This window comes from Neobacillus niacini (assembly GCF_030817695.1).
Taxonomy (GTDB): domain Bacteria; phylum Bacillota; class Bacilli; order Bacillales; family Cytobacillaceae; genus Neobacillus; species Neobacillus niacini_F.
This window is the reverse complement of the sequence record NZ_JAUSZQ010000002.1, coordinates 380001-397500: the sequence shown is the minus strand read 5'-3', so window position 1 is coordinate 397500 and position 17500 is coordinate 380001. Positions and strand designations below refer to the sequence as shown.

Annotated in this window: 14 protein-coding genes, 1 tRNA gene, 3 rRNA genes, 1 other RNA gene, 1 pseudogene and 1 other annotated feature (1 of these 21 running past the window's edge); of the genes and pseudogenes, 16 read left to right on the top strand and 4 right to left on the bottom strand. The window is 41.2% G+C overall.

What is annotated here, in order from left to right:
* Positions 1-393: ribosomal RNA gene (locus QFZ28_RS02260) — 23S ribosomal RNA — on the top strand (it extends 2544 nt beyond the left edge of the window).
* Positions 394-467: 74 nt separating this feature from the next.
* Positions 468-583 (top strand): 5S ribosomal RNA (gene rrf, locus QFZ28_RS02255).
* Positions 584-754: 171 nt separating this feature from the next.
* On the opposite strand, the gene QFZ28_RS02250 is transcribed toward rrf, so the two are convergent.
* The gene (locus QFZ28_RS02250; RefSeq protein ID WP_307193149.1) at positions 755-1696 is read right to left on the bottom strand and encodes a YaaC family protein; all 942 of its coding nucleotides are present in this window, start codon (positions 1694-1696) and stop codon (positions 755-757) included.
* Positions 1697-1802: 106 nt separating this feature from the next.
* Here QFZ28_RS02250 and guaB point away from each other — a divergent pair, with 106 nt between their 5' ends.
* From guaB to QFZ28_RS02215, 6 genes and pseudogenes are all read left to right on the top strand, one after another.
* Positions 1803-3269 (top strand): IMP dehydrogenase, encoded by a 1467-nt coding sequence (guaB, locus tag QFZ28_RS02245; protein WP_307193148.1) that lies wholly within the window; start codon positions 1803-1805, stop codon positions 3267-3269.
* Between the two features lie 175 nt (positions 3270-3444).
* Positions 3445-4780 (top strand): annotated as a pseudogene (locus tag QFZ28_RS29655) (D-alanyl-D-alanine carboxypeptidase family protein).
* A 163-nt stretch (positions 4781-4943) separates the two neighbouring features.
* Positions 4944-5828: a pyridoxal 5'-phosphate synthase lyase subunit PdxS gene (gene pdxS, locus QFZ28_RS02230; protein ID WP_307196930.1), complete on the top strand. Its 885-nt coding sequence runs from the start codon at positions 4944-4946 to the stop codon at positions 5826-5828.
* Positions 5828-6415 (top strand): pyridoxal 5'-phosphate synthase glutaminase subunit PdxT, encoded by a 588-nt coding sequence (gene pdxT / locus QFZ28_RS02225; RefSeq protein WP_307193145.1) that lies wholly within the window; start codon positions 5828-5830, stop codon positions 6413-6415. Before pdxS ends, pdxT begins: the two co-directional genes overlap by 1 nt.
* A 53-nt stretch (positions 6416-6468) precedes the next feature.
* Positions 6469-6690, top strand: a binding site (T-box leader).
* A gap of 116 nt (positions 6691-6806) precedes the next feature.
* Positions 6807-8087 carry a serine--tRNA ligase gene (gene serS / locus QFZ28_RS02220; RefSeq protein ID WP_307193144.1) on the top strand — a complete coding sequence of 427 codons (1281 nt, stop codon included), beginning with the start codon at positions 6807-6809 and terminating at the stop codon, positions 8085-8087.
* A 64-nt stretch (positions 8088-8151) separates the two neighbouring features.
* A tRNA-Ser gene (locus tag QFZ28_RS02215) sits at positions 8152-8244 on the top strand.
* 111 nt (positions 8245-8355) lie between these two features.
* On the opposite strand, the gene QFZ28_RS02210 is transcribed toward QFZ28_RS02215, so the two are convergent.
* From QFZ28_RS02210 to QFZ28_RS02200, 3 genes are all read right to left on the bottom strand, one after another.
* Positions 8356-9051 (bottom strand): deoxynucleoside kinase, encoded by a 696-nt coding sequence (locus QFZ28_RS02210; protein WP_307193143.1) that lies wholly within the window; start codon positions 9049-9051, stop codon positions 8356-8358.
* Positions 9052-9067: 16 nt separating this feature from the next.
* A complete protein-coding gene (locus tag QFZ28_RS02205; RefSeq protein ID WP_307193142.1) occupies positions 9068-9715 on the bottom strand; it encodes a deoxynucleoside kinase in 648 nt (215 codons plus the stop codon).
* Between the two features lie 207 nt (positions 9716-9922).
* Positions 9923-11209, bottom strand: a complete 1287-nt coding sequence (locus QFZ28_RS02200; RefSeq protein WP_307193141.1) for a glycoside hydrolase family 18 protein — start codon at positions 11207-11209, stop codon at positions 9923-9925.
* 122 nt (positions 11210-11331) lie between these two features.
* Here QFZ28_RS02200 and tadA point away from each other — a divergent pair, with 122 nt between their 5' ends.
* The 8 genes from tadA (at position 11332) to QFZ28_RS02160 (ending at position 17429) form a co-directional block, all read left to right on the top strand.
* Entirely contained in the window at positions 11332-11829 is a 498-nt protein-coding gene (tadA, locus tag QFZ28_RS02195) for a tRNA adenosine(34) deaminase TadA (RefSeq protein ID WP_307193140.1), read from the top strand.
* A 91-nt stretch (positions 11830-11920) separates the two neighbouring features.
* An RNA gene (gene ffs, locus QFZ28_RS02190) (signal recognition particle sRNA large type) lies at positions 11921-12186 on the top strand.
* A 122-nt stretch (positions 12187-12308) separates the two neighbouring features.
* Positions 12309-13997, top strand: a complete 1689-nt coding sequence (gene dnaX / locus QFZ28_RS02185) for a DNA polymerase III subunit gamma/tau (protein WP_307193139.1) — start codon at positions 12309-12311, stop codon at positions 13995-13997.
* 21 nt (positions 13998-14018) lie between these two features.
* Positions 14019-14336 (top strand): YbaB/EbfC family nucleoid-associated protein, encoded by a 318-nt coding sequence (locus tag QFZ28_RS02180; RefSeq protein WP_179603824.1) that lies wholly within the window; start codon positions 14019-14021, stop codon positions 14334-14336.
* A gap of 69 nt (positions 14337-14405) precedes the next feature.
* Positions 14406-15002, top strand: a complete 597-nt coding sequence (gene recR, locus QFZ28_RS02175; protein WP_307193138.1) for a recombination mediator RecR — start codon at positions 14406-14408, stop codon at positions 15000-15002.
* Between the two features lie 27 nt (positions 15003-15029).
* Positions 15030-15248, top strand: a complete 219-nt coding sequence (locus QFZ28_RS02170) for a YaaL family protein (protein WP_307193137.1) — start codon at positions 15030-15032, stop codon at positions 15246-15248.
* An 85-nt stretch (positions 15249-15333) separates the two neighbouring features.
* Positions 15334-15597 (top strand): pro-sigmaK processing inhibitor BofA family protein, encoded by a 264-nt coding sequence (locus QFZ28_RS02165; protein WP_307193136.1) that lies wholly within the window; start codon positions 15334-15336, stop codon positions 15595-15597.
* A 282-nt stretch (positions 15598-15879) separates the two neighbouring features.
* Positions 15880-17429 (top strand): 16S ribosomal RNA (locus QFZ28_RS02160).
* Positions 17430-17500: the final 71 nt, after the last annotated feature.

The window sequence follows — 17500 nt, the reverse complement described above, 5'->3', positions numbered from 1 at the left end:
GGCTCATCGCATCCTGGGGCTGTAGTCGGTCCCAAGGGTTGGGCTGTTCGCCCATTAAAGCGGTACGCGAGCTGGGTTCAGAACGTCGTGAGACAGTTCGGTCCCTATCCGTCGTGGGCGCAGGAAATTTGAGAGGAGCTGTCCTTAGTACGAGAGGACCGGGATGGACGCACCGCTGGTGTACCAGTTGTCTTGCCAAAGGCATCGCTGGGTAGCTATGTGCGGACGGGATAAGTGCTGAAAGCATCTAAGCATGAAGCCCCCCTCAAGATGAGATTTCCCATAGCGTCAAGCTAGTAAGAACCCTGAAAGATGATCAGGTTGATAGGTCAGAGGTGGAAGCGCGGTAACGTGTGGAGCTGACTGATACTAATCGTTCGAGGACTTAACCAATTTTTAAGGTGAACTCGGTTTTACAAAACTTCTTCTGATTATCTAGTTTTGAGGGAATGATACCTCAAAAACAGTCTGGTAATAATGGCGAGAAGGTCACACCCGTTCCCATACCGAACACGGAAGTTAAGCTTCTCAGCGCCGATGGTAGTTGGGACTTTGTCCCTGTGAGAGTAGGACGTTGCCAGGCACACGAAGCACAACCTGATTTGGGTTGTGCTTTTTTCTGTTGTCTGAAAGGACAAAATGTTGTAGGAAAGCTAACATAAGGTTAATTATGCCCGCGCGGCGGCACTTGTAGAAAAAAGGGTAACGAAAAGCCCCTAAACTATAACTCATGAAGCAGGTTTTTTTGAAAAAACTAACTCATCAAGTACTCATAAATCAAAAACGGTCCCTTCTTTAACGTGATATCCAAAAAGGTTTTTATAAATGGATAATCGCGGTTTGGCATCATTTTTGTAATTTCACTCCACCACTCTGTTTCATATCTTGCAATCATACTTAGATTATAAAGCAGAAGATAATGAACCATCAGTTCAGGGAACAGAAATAAATTCTCCTTTTTAAGCGGCAGTAAATAAGCACTGCTTTCGAGATTAAATTTAACCGGTGATATTCCAGTAAACGTCCTTTTATCGTATTGAAACATGAGTCCTTCACTTGAAAATTCAATCTGATTCCCAGACTTTGACGTAAAAAACTCTTTAAATCGATCCTCTGTCATATGATAATAATCCAATATTTTTTCTGGTACTACCATTTGCCCATTCTGAGTATATATGGGTGTAAAAGTGCTCTTCGACTCATGTACCACAAACAATTCATCCAATTCAGGAATGAGCTCAAGCAGCTCTTCCATCGTGATTTTATCGCCTTCCAATTGTTTCATGTGAAACATTTTTTCTGACATAAAAGGAAAGAGTCCATTTTTTTGAAACTTTACTTCATCTTGGAAAAATTGGTAGTTTTGCTTTTTCCTTTTTCTTGTTGACACACCGTGAGCTAAAACGGAAGTGGTTTCGGGATATGCTGGATCAACCGTTAAGATACATGCTTTAATTAAATGTACAAGACCATAAAAAAGCAGGATTGGTTTTATGATTAGGGGTGCGTTTTCTGCTTGTTGATAATAAATTTGACCATGCTCGAGATAATATAAAAAGGCATAGCAGTTTTCATAACTTTTTTGTTCAGGGTTATCAATATTCAACTTATTATAATGATTTTTTAGGTATAACTGGCAATGCTCTGCAGAGAAAAAACTTGCGTAGCTTTTCCAGCCTTTATAGTCAACAGTCAATGGTAATCACCTTTTTCAGAAAAGTTAGACTAAATCTTCTTCCTTGACAGTATTTTGTCCAATTGATAACCTACAATTAAAAAAATTTTTCCTGGAGGCCATAAAAATGTGGGAGAGTAAATTTTCAAAAGAAGGTTTAACATTTGATGATGTCTTATTAATACCTGGTAAATCGGAAGTACTGCCGCGTGATGTAAGTCTTCAAGTAGAATTATCGCCAAAGGTGAAGTTAAACATCCCAATCATAAGTGCAGGGATGGATACAGTAACGGAAGCCGAAATGGCGATTTCAATGGCTCGCCAGGGTGGTTTAGGAATTATCCATAAGAATATGACAGTTGAACAGCAGGCTGAACAGGTCGAGAAAGTTAAGAGGTCAGAAAGCGGGGTCATTACGGATCCATTTTACCTTACACCAGAGCACCAGGTGTTTGATGCGGAACATTTAATGGGCAAATATCGAATTTCAGGTGTACCGATTGTCAATAATCTTGATGAGCAAAAACTTGTAGGGATTATTACAAATCGTGATTTACGTTTTATCCAAGATTATTCTTTTAAAATTTCTGATGTCATGACAAAAGAAAACCTTGTTACGGCTCCAGTAGGAACAACATTAAAAGAGGCTGAAAAAATTCTTCAAAAATATAAAATAGAAAAGCTCCCATTAGTGGACAATCAAGGTGTCTTAAAAGGGTTAATTACCATAAAGGATATCGAAAAAGTGATTGAGTTTCCAAACTCAGCAAAAGATACGCAAGGTCGTTTGTTAGCTGGAGCAGCAGTAGGCGTTACAAAGGATACATTGCTGCGGGTTGAAAAGCTGGTAAAAGCTAATGTCGATGTTATTGTAGTCGATACTGCTCATGGACATTCAAAGGGTGTACTTGATACCGTTAAGGAAATAAGAGGTCAATATCCTGATTTAACGATCATCGCTGGTAATGTGGCTACCGCGGAAGCAACAAAGGACTTGATTGAAGCTGGTGCTGACGTGGTTAAGGTCGGTATTGGACCTGGTTCGATTTGTACGACCCGAGTAGTAGCAGGAGTAGGCGTACCACAAATTACAGCTGTATATGATTGTGCTACAGAGGCTAGGAAGCACGGCAGAACCATAATTGCTGATGGCGGCATTAAATATTCAGGCGATATTGTGAAGGCACTTGCTGCCGGCGGTCACGCGGTTATGCTGGGAAGCATGCTTGCTGGTGTTACAGAAAGCCCAGGAGAAACGGAAATCTTCCAAGGACGCCGCTTTAAGGTTTATCGCGGTATGGGTTCCGTTGCAGCTATGGAAAAGGGATCAAAGGATCGTTATTTCCAGGAAGATAATAAGAAGTTTGTTCCGGAGGGAATCGAGGGGCGTCTGCCTTATAAAGGACCTTTAGCTGAAACAATTTATCAATTAATCGGAGGTTTACGTTCTGGGATGGGCTATTGTGGCACAAAAGACCTAGAAGAGTTAAGAAATAATGCACAATTCATAAAGATGACTGGGGCAGGTCTAAGGGAAAGTCATCCTCATGACGTTCAAATTACAAAAGAGGCACCAAATTACTCATTATCTTAATAAAAAAACAGAGAAGCGCTGACTTCTCTGTCTTTTTTTTGTAAAAAGATAGTCCTATCCTCTGTCTATTATTTGAATCTCAGTTATGTTAAAATAACCAAAGTGTACAAAATCGTTGGAGGGTATTATTGTGAATAGACTTTTTTATCGGAAACTTATCGCCAGTTCCTTGGCAATGATCATGTTCTTTAGCCTTTTTGCAGGCATTAATAAAGCAGAGGCAGAAACTGCAGGATTAGATGTTAATGCATCTGGTGCTATATTGGTGGATGCTGATACGGGCATGATTCTGTACGAAAAGAATTCTGAAACCGCTCTGGGAATTGCAAGTATGACCAAAATGATGACAGAGTACCTACTTTTAGAAGCAGTAAAAGAAGGAAAAGTGAAATGGAATCAAGAGTATGTAGTTTCTCCTGAGCTTTCTAAAATGTCTCATGACAACAGTTTAAGCAATGTTTTTTTGCGTGTTGAAGCAAAGTATAAGGTAGAAGATTTGTATGCAGCCATGGCGATTGAATCCGCCAATGCAGCTACTATCGCCATTGCTGAAATTGTTGGTGGATCTGAGCCGAAATTTGTAGAAATGATGAATAAAAAGGCAGCAGAGCTTGGTTTAGAGAAATATAAGTTTGTAAACTCCACAGGTTTAAATAATCGTGATTTGTTGAAGCACTTTCCAGAAGTTGTGGGTGACCCTGATGAAGAAAATATCATGTCTGCAAAAGATGTTGCAATCTTAGCGTCGCGTTTATTACAGGATTTCCCAGAGGTATTAGAAACATCTAGTATACCCGGAAAAGATTTTTGCAAAGGGCACAGAAGATGAATTTGTAATGGATAACTGGAACTGGATGCTAGAAGGATATGAAGAAATTGCAGATAGATATCCTAATTATCAACAATTTGTTTATGATGGTTTAGATGGATTAAAAACTGGATCCACTCCTTTTGCAGGGTATAATTTTACAGGAACAGCTATTAGAGATGGCCAGCGATTTATATCCGTTGTTATGAATACAGGTTCCCAAATGGAACGTTTCAGAGAAACTAGAAAGATACTTGATTTCGCTTTTAATAATTTTAAAAAGGAAGAAGTTTTACCAAAGAATTATCAAGTAAAAGGGAAAAAGACTTTACCTGTTATAAAAGGAAAAGAAGACCAAGTGAAAATCCATACAAAAAATGCCGTTAACATGGTTGTAAAAAATGGAGAAAAGGATAATTTTAAAACCGTCTTAACACTGGATAAGAAAAAGGTTAATAAACAAGGTGAACTTACTGCACCTATTAAAAAGGGTGAAAAAGTTGGAACTTTATCCATTCAACCTAAAGAGGCTGGAAATTTAGGGTTTTTAACAGATAAAGGCCAGAGCAATATTACTGTAGACGTCATCGCAGCGGAGGACGTTGAAAAAGCAAATTGGTTCGTTTTAATGATGAGAGGAATCGGCGGATTCTTTGGAGATCTTTGGGGAGGCATTTCTTCCACCGTTAAAGGTTGGTTTTAATAGCAAGGGAATATTTAACAAAAGGATTCTTGTCTTGACAGGAATCCTTTTTTGTTGCTTTAATGATTTTATGGAAACAATAATTCCGATGAATTAAAGTTATTTCCTAAAAGCATATATTAATTTTTTTCAATATTTTAATATTACATATCAAGGGGGATTTATCATGAACACAGGTACAGACCGAGTAAAACGTGGAATGGCCGAAATGCAAAAGGGCGGCGTCATCATGGACGTTGTTAATGCAGAGCAGGCAAGAATCGCTGAAGAGGCCGGTGCAGTTGCGGTAATGGCTCTAGAGCGTGTACCATCTGACATTCGTGCAGCTGGCGGTGTTGCAAGAATGGCTGATCCAAGAATTATTGAGGAAGTACTAAATGCAGTATCTATCCCTGTAATGGCAAAAGCAAGAATTGGTCATATTGTAGAAGCACGTGTGCTTGAAGCAATGGGTGTTGATTATATCGATGAGAGTGAAGTTTTAACTCCAGCAGATGAAGAGTATCATTTGTATAAAAGTGATTTTACTGTTCCATTTGTTTGCGGCTGCCGCGACCTTGGTGAAGCTGCTCGAAGGATTGGTGAAGGAGCTTCAATGCTTCGTACAAAAGGTGAACCTGGAACAGGAAATATCGTTGAAGCAGTACGCCATATGCGTAAAGTAAATGGACAAGTTCGTAAAGTAGTTGGAATGAATGAAGATGAGCTTATGACAGAAGCAAAACTATTAGGAGCTCCATTTGAATTACTTCTTGAAATTAAGCGTCTTGGCCGCCTTCCTGTTGTTAACTTTGCAGCAGGTGGTGTTGCAACTCCTGCTGACGCAGCATTAATGATGCAGTTAGGTGCGGATGGGGTATTCGTTGGTTCAGGTATCTTTAAATCAGAAAATCCTGCTAAGTTTGCTAGAGCTATTGTAGAAGCTACTACTCATTACCAAGACTACAAATTAATTGCTGAGCTTTCTAAAGAACTAGGAGCACCAATGAAGGGCATTGAAATTTCATCACTGTCCCCAGAAAACCGTATGCAGGAACGTGGTTGGTAATGGTTAAGGTAGGAGTACTTGCCCTGCAAGGTGCCGTTCGTGAACACATTCGTTCGGTAGAGGAATGTGGTGCAGAAGGAATCGCGATTAAGAAGATAGAACAGTTAAAAGAAGTAGATGGTCTGATTCTTCCTGGCGGAGAAAGCACTGCAATGAGACGCTTGATTGATAAATATGGGTTTATGGATGCATTAAAGGAATTTGCTGCAGAAGGGAAACCGATGTTTGGAACATGTGCAGGTCTAATTCTTTTAGCCAAAAATCTTGTTGGCAATGAGCCTCATATCGGGGTGATGGACATTACGGTTGAACGCAACTCCTTTGGCCGCCAGGTTGATAGCTTCGAGGCAGACCTTGCGATTAAAGATGTAGCTGACAATTTCCCAGCAGTGTTTATCCGTGCTCCGCACATTGTTGAGGCAGGAGCGGAAGTAGAAATCCTTGCAAAGCACAATGACCGCATTGTGGCTGCTCGTGAAGGACAATTCCTTGGATGTTCGTTCCATCCTGAATTAACAGACCAGCATGACCTTACGGCTTACTTTGTTGAAATGGTTAAGGAAGTAAAGGCAAAACAATTTGCATAATTTGGTTGCAATTGGTAGATAATTATAGTAAATTATCTACAATAAATAAATATGTTAAAGCAATGAGAGGAACTAGTAACAGGAAGTTCATTCTAAAGAGAGCCGGTGGCTGGTGCAAATCGGTGTTTGAAGCTTGTGAATCCCTCCTCGAGCAAGGTGCGGAACACCCTATAAGGGTAAGTAAGTACTTTCGGTAAAAACCGTTAATTTTTTTCGAGGTGGACAGACTAAATCTGTCAACCAGGGTGGTAACGCGGGTAACTCTCGTCCCTGTTTTTGGGGACGGGAGTTTTTTGTATTTATTTTTATTAACCTAGCTGCAGCGCCTAGGGGCTCGGGGTCATAAGCCCCTGAACAAGCGCTTACGCTTTATAATAAAGGAGTGGAAGGTATGCTAGATATTAAATTATTAAGAGCTAATTTTGCAGAAGTGAAAGAAAAACTTCAGCACCGTGGTGAAGATTTAACAGACCTCGGTAAATTTGAGGACTTGGATCAGCGCAGACGTGATTTAATCGTCGAGGCAGAACAATTAAAAAGCAAACGTAACGAAGTTTCCCAGCAGGTTGCCGCTTTAAAGCGTGAAAAGGCCAATGCTGACCATCTTATTGTTGAAATGCGTGAGGTGGGCGATAGGATTAAAGTATTGGATGATGAGCTCCGCAGTGTTGAGGAAACGCTCGACCTGCTGTTAATGAGCATTCCGAATATTCCCCATGAAAGTGTTCCAATTGGTGAATCAGAGGATGAAAACGTAGAAATTAAAAAATGGGGTCAAGTTCGGGACTTTGAATTTGAGGCGAAGCCGCACTGGGATGTTGCTGACCATTTGGGTATCCTTGACTTTGAACGTGCGGGCAAGGTTACAGGCAGCCGTTTCGTGTTTTATAAAGGCCTTGGAGCCCGCTTAGAGCGTGCACTGATGAACTTTATGCTTGATCTGCATGTAGATGAACATGGCTATAAAGAAATTTTACCGCCCTATATGGTAAACCGTGCGAGTATGACTGGTACAGGTCAACTGCCTAAATTTGAAGAAGATGCGTTTTTAATTGAGAGCGAAGATTATTTCTTAATTCCAACCGCGGAGGTGCCTGTCACCAATCTCCACCGTGATGAAATATTAAGCGGGGATGAGCTTCCGATCCGCTTTGCGGCTTACAGTGCATGTTTCCGCTCTGAAGCTGGTTCAGCGGGACGCGACACGCGCGGCCTCATTCGTCAACACCAATTTAACAAAGTAGAGCTAGTGAAGTTTGTTAAGCCTGAAGATTCTTACGATGAACTTGAGAAGCTTACGAATGACGCAGAGCGCGTGCTTCAATTACTTGAATTACCTTATCGAGTGTTAAGCATGTGTACGGGTGACCTCGGCTTTACGGCAGCTAAAAAGTACGATATTGAAGTATGGATACCGAGCTACGGAACATATCGTGAGATTTCTTCTTGCAGTAACTTTGAGGCATTCCAAGCCCGCCGTGCTAATATCCGCTTCCGACGTGATCCGAAAGCCAAGCCTGAGCATGTTCATACATTAAATGGATCTGGCTTAGCAATTGGAAGAACGGTTGCGGCAATCCTGGAAAATTATCAGCAAGCGGATGGAAGTGTGGTAATTCCAAAGGTGTTACGTCCTTATATGGGGAATAAAGAAGTTATCGCACCAGAGTAAAAAAATAATTAATCATGTGTTGACAGGGATATTCAGAATGTGATATTCTATCTCTTGTCGATACGGAGGAATACCCAAGTCCGGCTGAAGGGATCGGTCTTGAAAACCGACAGGCGGGTTAAACCGCGCGGGGGTTCGAATCCCTCTTCCTCCGCCATCTATTTTATTAATAATCGCGCATAAAACTGGAGATAAAATCCGTCCAAGCAATTGGGCGGATTTTTTATATTCTATATGTTCTATTATTGTTAAAAAAAGCCCTATTGGATTAACCAATATGGGCTTTTGTCATATTTAAGACTTCTTTTAGTCGCTCATCCACTTCATGACATAATCTTAATGCATCTTCAGGGCGATTAACGACATCCGTATGATCCATGTCGACAATTAACACTTCGCTGGCGTTATAGTTATTGATAACCCACTCATCATAACCCTTCCATACTTCAAAGTAATACTCTTTCAGTTCAGGGTTAATTTCAAAGCTTCTGCCGCGTGCCATAATCCGATCAATTACAGTGTCAAAGGAGCCTTTTAAATAGACCATTAAGTCAGGTGCCTTTTTTGGAAGTTCATTTAACTCTTCCATCATGTTTTCAACAAGCTCTTCATATATTCTAAATTCAAGATCAGAGATTCTTCCAAGATTTTTGTTTACATAAGCAAAGTACCAATCCTCGTAAATGGAGCGATCCTGAATTGTGTAAATAGGGTCTTTCCAGCTTACACAATCTTTTACCGTCTTAAAACGTTTATTTAAGAAAAATAATTGCAAAAGGAAAGGAATTCTTCTAGCGTCTAGTTCTTCAGGTGTTAATTCATAGTAAAGAGGGAGAATCGGATTATCATCTACAGCCTCATAAAAAACCTTACTCTCAATGCCGCGTCTTTGAAAATGTGCATTTAATGTATCAGCTACACTTGTTTTACCAAGACCTATCATACCACCAATAACGATACTCACTTACATCCCCCAATTCTTATCGTGTGTTAGTCGTGCTGCTTTTCTTTAATGAGCCTATAAGCTTTTCAATTATAAAATGTAAATCATCTTCATTTTTAACAAAATCTAATTCATCACCATTAAAGCGAAGAACAGGTATTTCTGGATGTGATTGCTCAAAGCGCGTTATGGTATGGTCGTAGTCAAGCGATAGCTGTTCTAAATATAAAGGACTGATATTTTTCTCTACCTCGCGTCCTCTAATTTTAATTCGCTTAAGAAGAGTATCTAAACTCGCATTTAGATAAATAATAACATTTGGCTTTGGCATGTCTTCTGTAAGGAGCTGATATATTTTATAGTACTTTTGATATTCATCGGGGTTTAAAGTCCTCTGGGCAAAAATTAAGTTCTTTAAAATATGATAATCAGCTACAACAGCCTGACTTTTACTTAAGTAGTGGGTATTAATATCCCCTAATTGCTTATAGCGGTTGCAAAGAAAAAACATTTCCGTTTGGAAACTCCATTCTTCAATATTGTCATAAAATTTCCCCAAAAATGGATTTTCATCGACAATCTCTTTTAATAAAGCAAAATTAAATTGATCTGAAATGGCTTTTGCGAGAGATGTCTTACCTACACCGATCGGCCCTTCAACAGTAATAAAGGGAGTATACCCCATTTGCTGATCCTCCTTCTCCAACTGCCTGCAAATTCTATGTTAAACCAGCAATAAACCGGCAACTTTTGTCTAACGTTCTTATGGCACAAATTATATATTATCATAATCTGACACAGGAAGGGATATGGAAATTGTTGAAGAAGAAATTATAATGTCGAATATATGAAAAAACTGCCGAATTACGGCAGTTTATGTTAGGGCAATATATTAACTTCTTTTAACCACGTTAAAATTCTCGACAATTAACAGCCAATTTTGTGGAAATGCCAAGCCAAGCTTCCAATAACTCATTCCTCTAATACCTAATTCTTTTATCAAATTAAACTTTGCTTGGATGGAGCGAGCATCCTCGAACCAAACCTCATGCTGCTTTCCATCAGCTGCTGTATATCGGAAAAACGGTGCCTGGGCTTTTGTATCATACTGAATAGGAACATTGTTTGCAGCAGCGATTTCAATCGCCTGCTGCGGGCTGACTGCTCTTGCAACCGAACCTTGAACAAAAGGAAGTGTCCAGTCATATCCATATAGATTCTGACCCATTAAGATTTTATTTGGAGGCATTTCTGTAAGTGCATATTCTAAAACCCTTCGAACTTGATCGATAGGTGAAACTGCCATGGCAGGACCGCCGCTGTAGCCCCATTCATAGGTCATAATGACAACAAAATCGGCAATTTGCCCATGAGCCCGATAATCATGCCCTTCGTACCAATTGCCTTTTTGGGTAGCACTGGTTTTCGGGGCTAAGGCTGTACTCATTAACCAGCCTTCTGCGTTAAACCGAGTCTTGGCCTTTCGTAAAAAGCGATTATAGGCTTCACGGTCGACGGGACGTATGAATTCGAAATCAAAATGAATATCCCTAAAACCATATTTTTTTGCAGTGGCCACGATATTGTTTAAAAAGCGGTCTTGAATGGGAATATCATTTAATAAAATACGTGCTAACTCATCACTAAATTGATCGTTTTCCTGGTTATCTACCACCATCATTAACGTATTTCGATTGGCTCTTGCGATAGCTGGAAAATTATTAAGTAAGGGTTCTCTGAGTGACCCATCACGCAGTGCATGAAAGCTAAATGGTGCTAAGTATGTTAGATATGGAGCTGCTTCTCTTGCACTTGTTTCAAGTATTGGAGCAACAGAGGTTCCGCGTGGTTCAACATAGGCATTAAATTCTGCTCTTCTTTTTGGTGCCTGAGGGATATATAAACGAAAGCCGACATAAAGCTGTTGGGTTAACGATATACGGTTAACTGAGGCAATTTGTTGATAAGGGACACCTGTTTTTTGCCCGATGGACCATAGACTATCTCCCGGCTGTACATAATAAAAGCTGCCAACGATCGGAATGACCATTGCTTGACCGACGACAAGATTATTTGGATTAGGGATATCATTTGCGTCAACAATATCATTCACTGTTGTATTGTATGCCCTCGCAATGGTCGTTAATGATTCATTTCTTTTCACAACATGAATTTGCATATTCTTCCCCTCCTAAGCAAGAACGCTACATCTATTCTATGAGGGAGTTGATTGATTCATGATATAATGAGGAAAAATATCAATAGTGCGGGTGCAAATGATCATATAAGGCGGTAAACCTAATGACTATAGAGGAATTTTCACATGAATATTATATGAAAGAAGCTATAAAGGAAGCGAGAAAGGCAGAAGCTTTGACCGAGGTACCAATTGGAGCCATCGTTGTGATAAATGGGAAAATTATTTCCAGAGCGCATAATTTACGTGAAAGTAAACAAAGTGCGGTTGCTCATGCAGAAATCTTGGCTATTGAACAAGCCTGTCAGCTAGTAGGATCATGGCGGCTGGAGAATGCGACACTTTATGTCACACTTGAGCCCTGTGCGATGTGCTCGGGTGCGATTATCTTATCAAGAGTTAGAAGAGTGGTTTATGGTGCTGCAGATCCAAAGGGAGGCTGTGCCGGAACATTTATGAACCTCCTGCAGGATGAACGTTTCAATCATCAAAGTGAGGTAATAAGCGGTGTACTGGGGGCAGAGTGCGGGCAGTTACTATCAGACTTCTTTCGTAAGCTTCGAGAAAAACGAAAAATAGCAAAAAAACAATCCTTACAGTAATTTACAATTGATAAAGATTGATTTTTTCCTAAAAAGTTAGTATACTGAAAAAGCGTCAGATAAAGACGCCTTAAATTTGTTATCAACTTTGCCGTGCTAGGCGGGGAGGTAGCGGTGCCCTGTACTCGCAATCCGCTCTAGCGAGGCTGAATCCCTTCCCGAGGCTGGTATCCTGTAGGGTCCGCCTTAAGTAAGTGGTGTTGACGCCCGGGTCCTGCGCAATGGGAATCCATGAACCATGTCAGGTCCGGAAGGAAGCAGCATTAAGTGGAAGCTCCCATGTGCCGCAGGGTGGCCTGGGCCGAGCTAACTGCTTAAGCAGCGCCTATGGGTGCGGAGTCGACGGAAGGTGCACGGCAGTTTATAATGTAAAAATAACTCATTTCGAATACGAGATGAGTTTTTTTGTATTCTCTTTGATAAATAGAAAAAGGATAAGTTATAATGATTACATAGAATTTTTTGAAGGGGGCGATGTTTTGGCTTATCAGGCTTTATATCGTGTTTGGCGTCCTCAGCAATTTATTGATGTAGTAGGACAAGAACATGTGACAAAAACATTGCAAAATGCCCTGCTTCAACAAAAAATTTCCCATGCGTACTTATTTAACGGGCCGCGAGGAACAGGTAAAACGAGTGCAGCGAAAATATTGGCTAAGGCGGTAAATTGTGAACGAGCTCCAATTTCTGAACCCTGCAATGAATGTTCAGCATGCAAGGGAATTACCAATGGAACCATATCAGATGTACTAGAATTTGACGCTGCATCAAACTCCAGAGTGGAAGAAATGCGAGATGTTCTTGATAAAGTAAAGTTTGCTCCAACTGCTGTTAAGTACAAGGTCTATATAATTGATGAAGTGCATATGCTATCCATTAGTGCGTTTAATGCGTTGTTAAAAACGCTGGAGGAACCGCCAAAGCATGTAATCTTCATTTTAGCCACCACCGAGCCGCATAAAATACCCTTAACCATTATCTCTAGATGTCAACGATTTGATTTTAGAAGGATTACAGCACAATCAATTGTAAATAGAATGAAATTAATCGTTGAGGAAACAGGCGTTAAGTGTGAAGAAGACGCCTTAAAAATGATTGCTAGAGCGGCTGAAGGTGGGATGCGTGATGCTTTAAGTCTTTTAGACCAAGCTATCTCATTTAGTCAGGAAGTAGTAACAGTTGAGGATGCTTTAACAGTCACAGGTTCTGTTTCGCAAGGATTTTTAAATAAGCTTGCAAAAGCTGTTTTGGAAAAGGATGTAGCAAGCGGATTAGAAGCATTGGAAGAATTGTTGTTTCATGGGAAAGACCCATCAAGATTTATTGAGGACTTTATATTATATTATCGAGATATGCTGCTATACAAAACAGCACCAAATCTAGAAGAATCATTAGATAGAGTCTTGCTGGATGAAGAATTCCGTCAAATGGCTGAGGCTGTTCCTTATGATCAGATTTATCAGCTCATTGATTTATTAAATAAGACTCAACAAGATATGCGGTGGACGAACCATCCGAGAATTTTTTTAGAAGTTGCAATCGTTAAGTTATGTCAAACGGAAGCTAAGCAGATAGAGCAAATGCCTGCTGGGCAAATGTCTCAGTTGCTTAAAAAAATTGAACAGCTCGAGCATGAACTGCAACAGATAAAAACCAATGGTCCTGTTGTTGTTCAAGAAGCTGCACCACAGGCAGCGCAAAAGCCTGCGCAAAGGAGTTCTAGAAAAGGGTTCCAGCCTGCAGTTGGAAGAATAAATGAAGTATTAAAGAATGCAACAAAGAATGATATTAATTTAATTAAAAGCAAATGGGGCGAAATGAGAGGAAGGTTAATGAAATCTCATGCTGCTCTATTGAATGAAGCGGAGCCAGTTGCGGCTTCAGCCGATGCTTTTATTTTAAAATTTAAACATGAAATCCACTGCCAAATGGCAATGGATAATAATCGTTTTGTTGAGACGATTACACTTGCCCTGCAAGAATTAACAGGAAATAGATATCTCGTGCTAGGTGTGCCCGAGGAACAATGGCTATCGATTCGAGAAAACTTTTTAAGCACACAGCATCATGTCGAGGGAGAAGTTTCAGGAACCAAACAGGAAGAAGAGCCACATATAGTAGAGGCAAAAAACTTGTTTGGTGCTGAATTTGTTGAAATTATTGACTAATTAATTGGAGGTTGAAAGGTTATGCGTGGTGGAATGGGTAATATGCAAAATATGATGAAACAAATGCAAAAAATGCAAAAGAAAATGGCTGAAGCACAGGAAGAGTTAGGCCAAAAAAAGATTGAAGGAACAGCGGGCGGCGGAATGGTGACTGTCATTGTAACAGGACACAAAGAAGTGGTGGATGTTCAAATCAAACCTGAAGCAGTGGATCCTGATGACATCGAAATGCTTCAAGATCTTGTCTTGGCTGCAACGAATGACGCGCTGAAAAAAGTAGAGGAGCTCACAAACAATACAATGGGCCAATTTACAAAAGGAATGAATCTGCCTTTTTAAATAATGAAGATCCAGTGTATGCGCCTTTTCGAAGGCGCATATGCTTTTCTAGGAGAGGAATAATAGATAATGCATTATCCAGAACCGATTTCAAAGTTAATTGACAGTTTTATGAAGCTGCCCGGTATAGGGCCAAAAACGGCTGCTCGTTTGGCTTTTCATGTATTAAGTATGAAAGAAGATACTGTACTGGATTTTGCCAAGGCACTTGTAAATGCAAAACGGAATCTAACCTACTGCTCTGTCTGTGGTCATATTACAGATCAGGACCCGTGTTATATATGTGAAGATCAACGACGAGATAAAAGTACGATTTGTGTTGTTCAAGATCCAAAGGACGTCATTGCAATGGAGAAAATGAGGGAGTTCAATGGTTTGTACCATGTGTTGCAGGGTGCTATTTCACCTATGGATGGAATCGGTCCTGAAGATATAAATATTCCGGATTTACTAAAGCGTCTCCACGATGAAACCGTACAGGAAGTTATTCTAGCGACAAACCCAAATATTGAGGGAGAAGCGACGGCAATGTATATCTCCCGCTTGCTCAAACCATCAGGGATTAAAATTACCCGTATCGCTCACGGCCTTCCAGTCGGAGGAGACTTAGAATATGCAGATGAAGTTACTCTATCCAAAGCATTAGAGGGTAGAAGAGAACTTTAGTTATAAAATGGTACCGGGGGAATAACGATGTTTTTCCAGCGTAAAGGGTGGCTGCGGAAAGAATATGATCAAAAACTTTTAGCCCAGCTGCAAGAGTATAAAGAACAGTGGCAGAAACAGAAACAATTACTCGACAAAAGTTTTGACCCTTCAGAAGAAGCGATATGCCAGACAAAAATCGCCCAAGTAAAGTACTTCTTTCTATTAAGAGAAGCCAAAGAAAGAAATGTAAGTATTAAAAGGTAAAGATAAAGCTATTCCTATTCAAGGTCTATTTTTTATAACTTGTACATATGTTGTTATAAAAAGATGTTGAAGGGAGATAGCTTTTTTGGAACCAATAATGATTATTGCGATATCAGCCGGGCTCATACTTATTCTTTTATTTGCCGGGGCTCCCTTTAAGCCAGCTAGGTTTATTGGTCAAGCTGTTGTAAAGTTATTAATCGGCGCACTATTATTATTCTTTTTAAATACAGCAGGTAATAGTTTTGGTATCCACGTACCAATTAATTTTGCAACATCTGCTGTATCTGGTTTTCTTGGGATACCAGGTTTAGTAGCGTTGGCTGCCATCCAAAAATATATTATTTAATTAGAATGAACCGCTGAAAAACAGCGGTTTTTATTATTTCAAAAGAAACTATTGACCAATCTAATAATGTACTGTAATATATTAAAAGTCGTCACAAACGACAAAGTAACACAGTAAAAAAAGTTATTGACTTTAATAACTTGATTATGATATATTAATAAAGTCGCTTACGAGCGATTTGGAAAATTGATCTTTGAAAACTAAACAAACAAGAACGTCAACAAACAATTTTTTAGCTTTTTATAAAAGCTAAGCCAACGTAACAAATGAGCTATATCAACTTTCTTGGAGAGTTTGATCCTGGCTCAGGACGAACGCTGGCGGCGTGCCTAATACATGCAAGTCGAGCGAATCATAAGGTGCTTGCACCTTTTGGTTAGCGGCGGACGGGTGAGTAACACGTGGGCAACCTGCCTGTAAGACTGGGATAACTTCGGGAAACCGGAGCTAATACCGGATAATCCTTTTCCTCTCATGAGGAAAAGCTGAAAGTCGGTTTACGCTGACACTTACAGATGGGCCCGCGGCGCATTAGCTAGTTGGTGAGGTAACGGCTCACCAAGGCGACGATGCGTAGCCGACCTGAGAGGGTGATCGGCCACACTGGGACTGAGACACGGCCCAGACTCCTACGGGAGGCAGCAGTAGGGAATCTTCCGCAATGGACGAAAGTCTGACGGAGCAACGCCGCGTGAGCGATGAAGGCCTTCGGGTCGTAAAGCTCTGTTGTTAGGGAAGAACAAGTACCGGAGTAACTGCCGGTACCTTGACGGTACCTAACCAGAAAGCCACGGCTAACTACGTGCCAGCAGCCGCGGTAATACGTAGGTGGCAAGCGTTGTCCGGAATTATTGGGCGTAAAGCGCGCGCAGGCGGTCCTTTAAGTCTGATGTGAAAGCCCACGGCTCAACCGTGGAGGGTCATTGGAAACTGGGGGACTTGAGTACAGAAGAGGAAAGCGGAATTCCACGTGTAGCGGTGAAATGCGTAGAGATGTGGAGGAACACCAGTGGCGAAGGCGGCTTTCTGGTCTGTAACTGACGCTGAGGCGCGAAAGCGTGGGGAGCAAACAGGATTAGATACCCTGGTAGTCCACGCCGTAAACGATGAGTGCTAAGTGTTAGAGGGTTTCCGCCCTTTAGTGCTGCAGCTAACGCATTAAGCACTCCGCCTGGGGAGTACGGCCGCAAGGCTGAAACTCAAAGGAATTGACGGGGGCCCGCACAAGCGGTGGAGCATGTGGTTTAATTCGAAGCAACGCGAAGAACCTTACCAGGTCTTGACATCCTCTGACACTCCTAGAGATAGGACTTTCCCCTTCGGGGGACAGAGTGACAGGTGGTGCATGGTTGTCGTCAGCTCGTGTCGTGAGATGTTGGGTTAAGTCCCGCAACGAGCGCAACCCTTGTTCTTAGTTGCCAGCATTCAGTTGGGCACTCTAAGGAGACTGCCGGTGACAAACCGGAGGAAGGTGGGGATGACGTCAAATCATCATGCCCCTTATGACCTGGGCTACACACGTGCTACAATGGATGGTACAAAGGGCTGCAAGACCGCGAGGTTTAGCCAATCCCATAAAACCATTCTCAGTTCGGATTGTAGGCTGCAACTCGCCTACATGAAGCCGGAATCGCTAGTAATCGCGGATCAGCATGCCGCGGTGAATACGTTCCCGGGCCTTGTACACACCGCCCGTCACACCACGAGAGTTTGTAACACCCGAAGTCGGTGGGGTAACCGCAAGGAGCCAGCCGCCTAAGGTGGGACAGATGATTGGGGTGAAGTCGTAACAAGGTAGCCGTATCGGAAGGTGCGGCTGGATCACCTCCTTTCTAAGGATAATGCAGTCCTTTGTGGACTGATAAAACGTTGACTGTTACTTGTTTGTTTAGTTTTGAGGGAT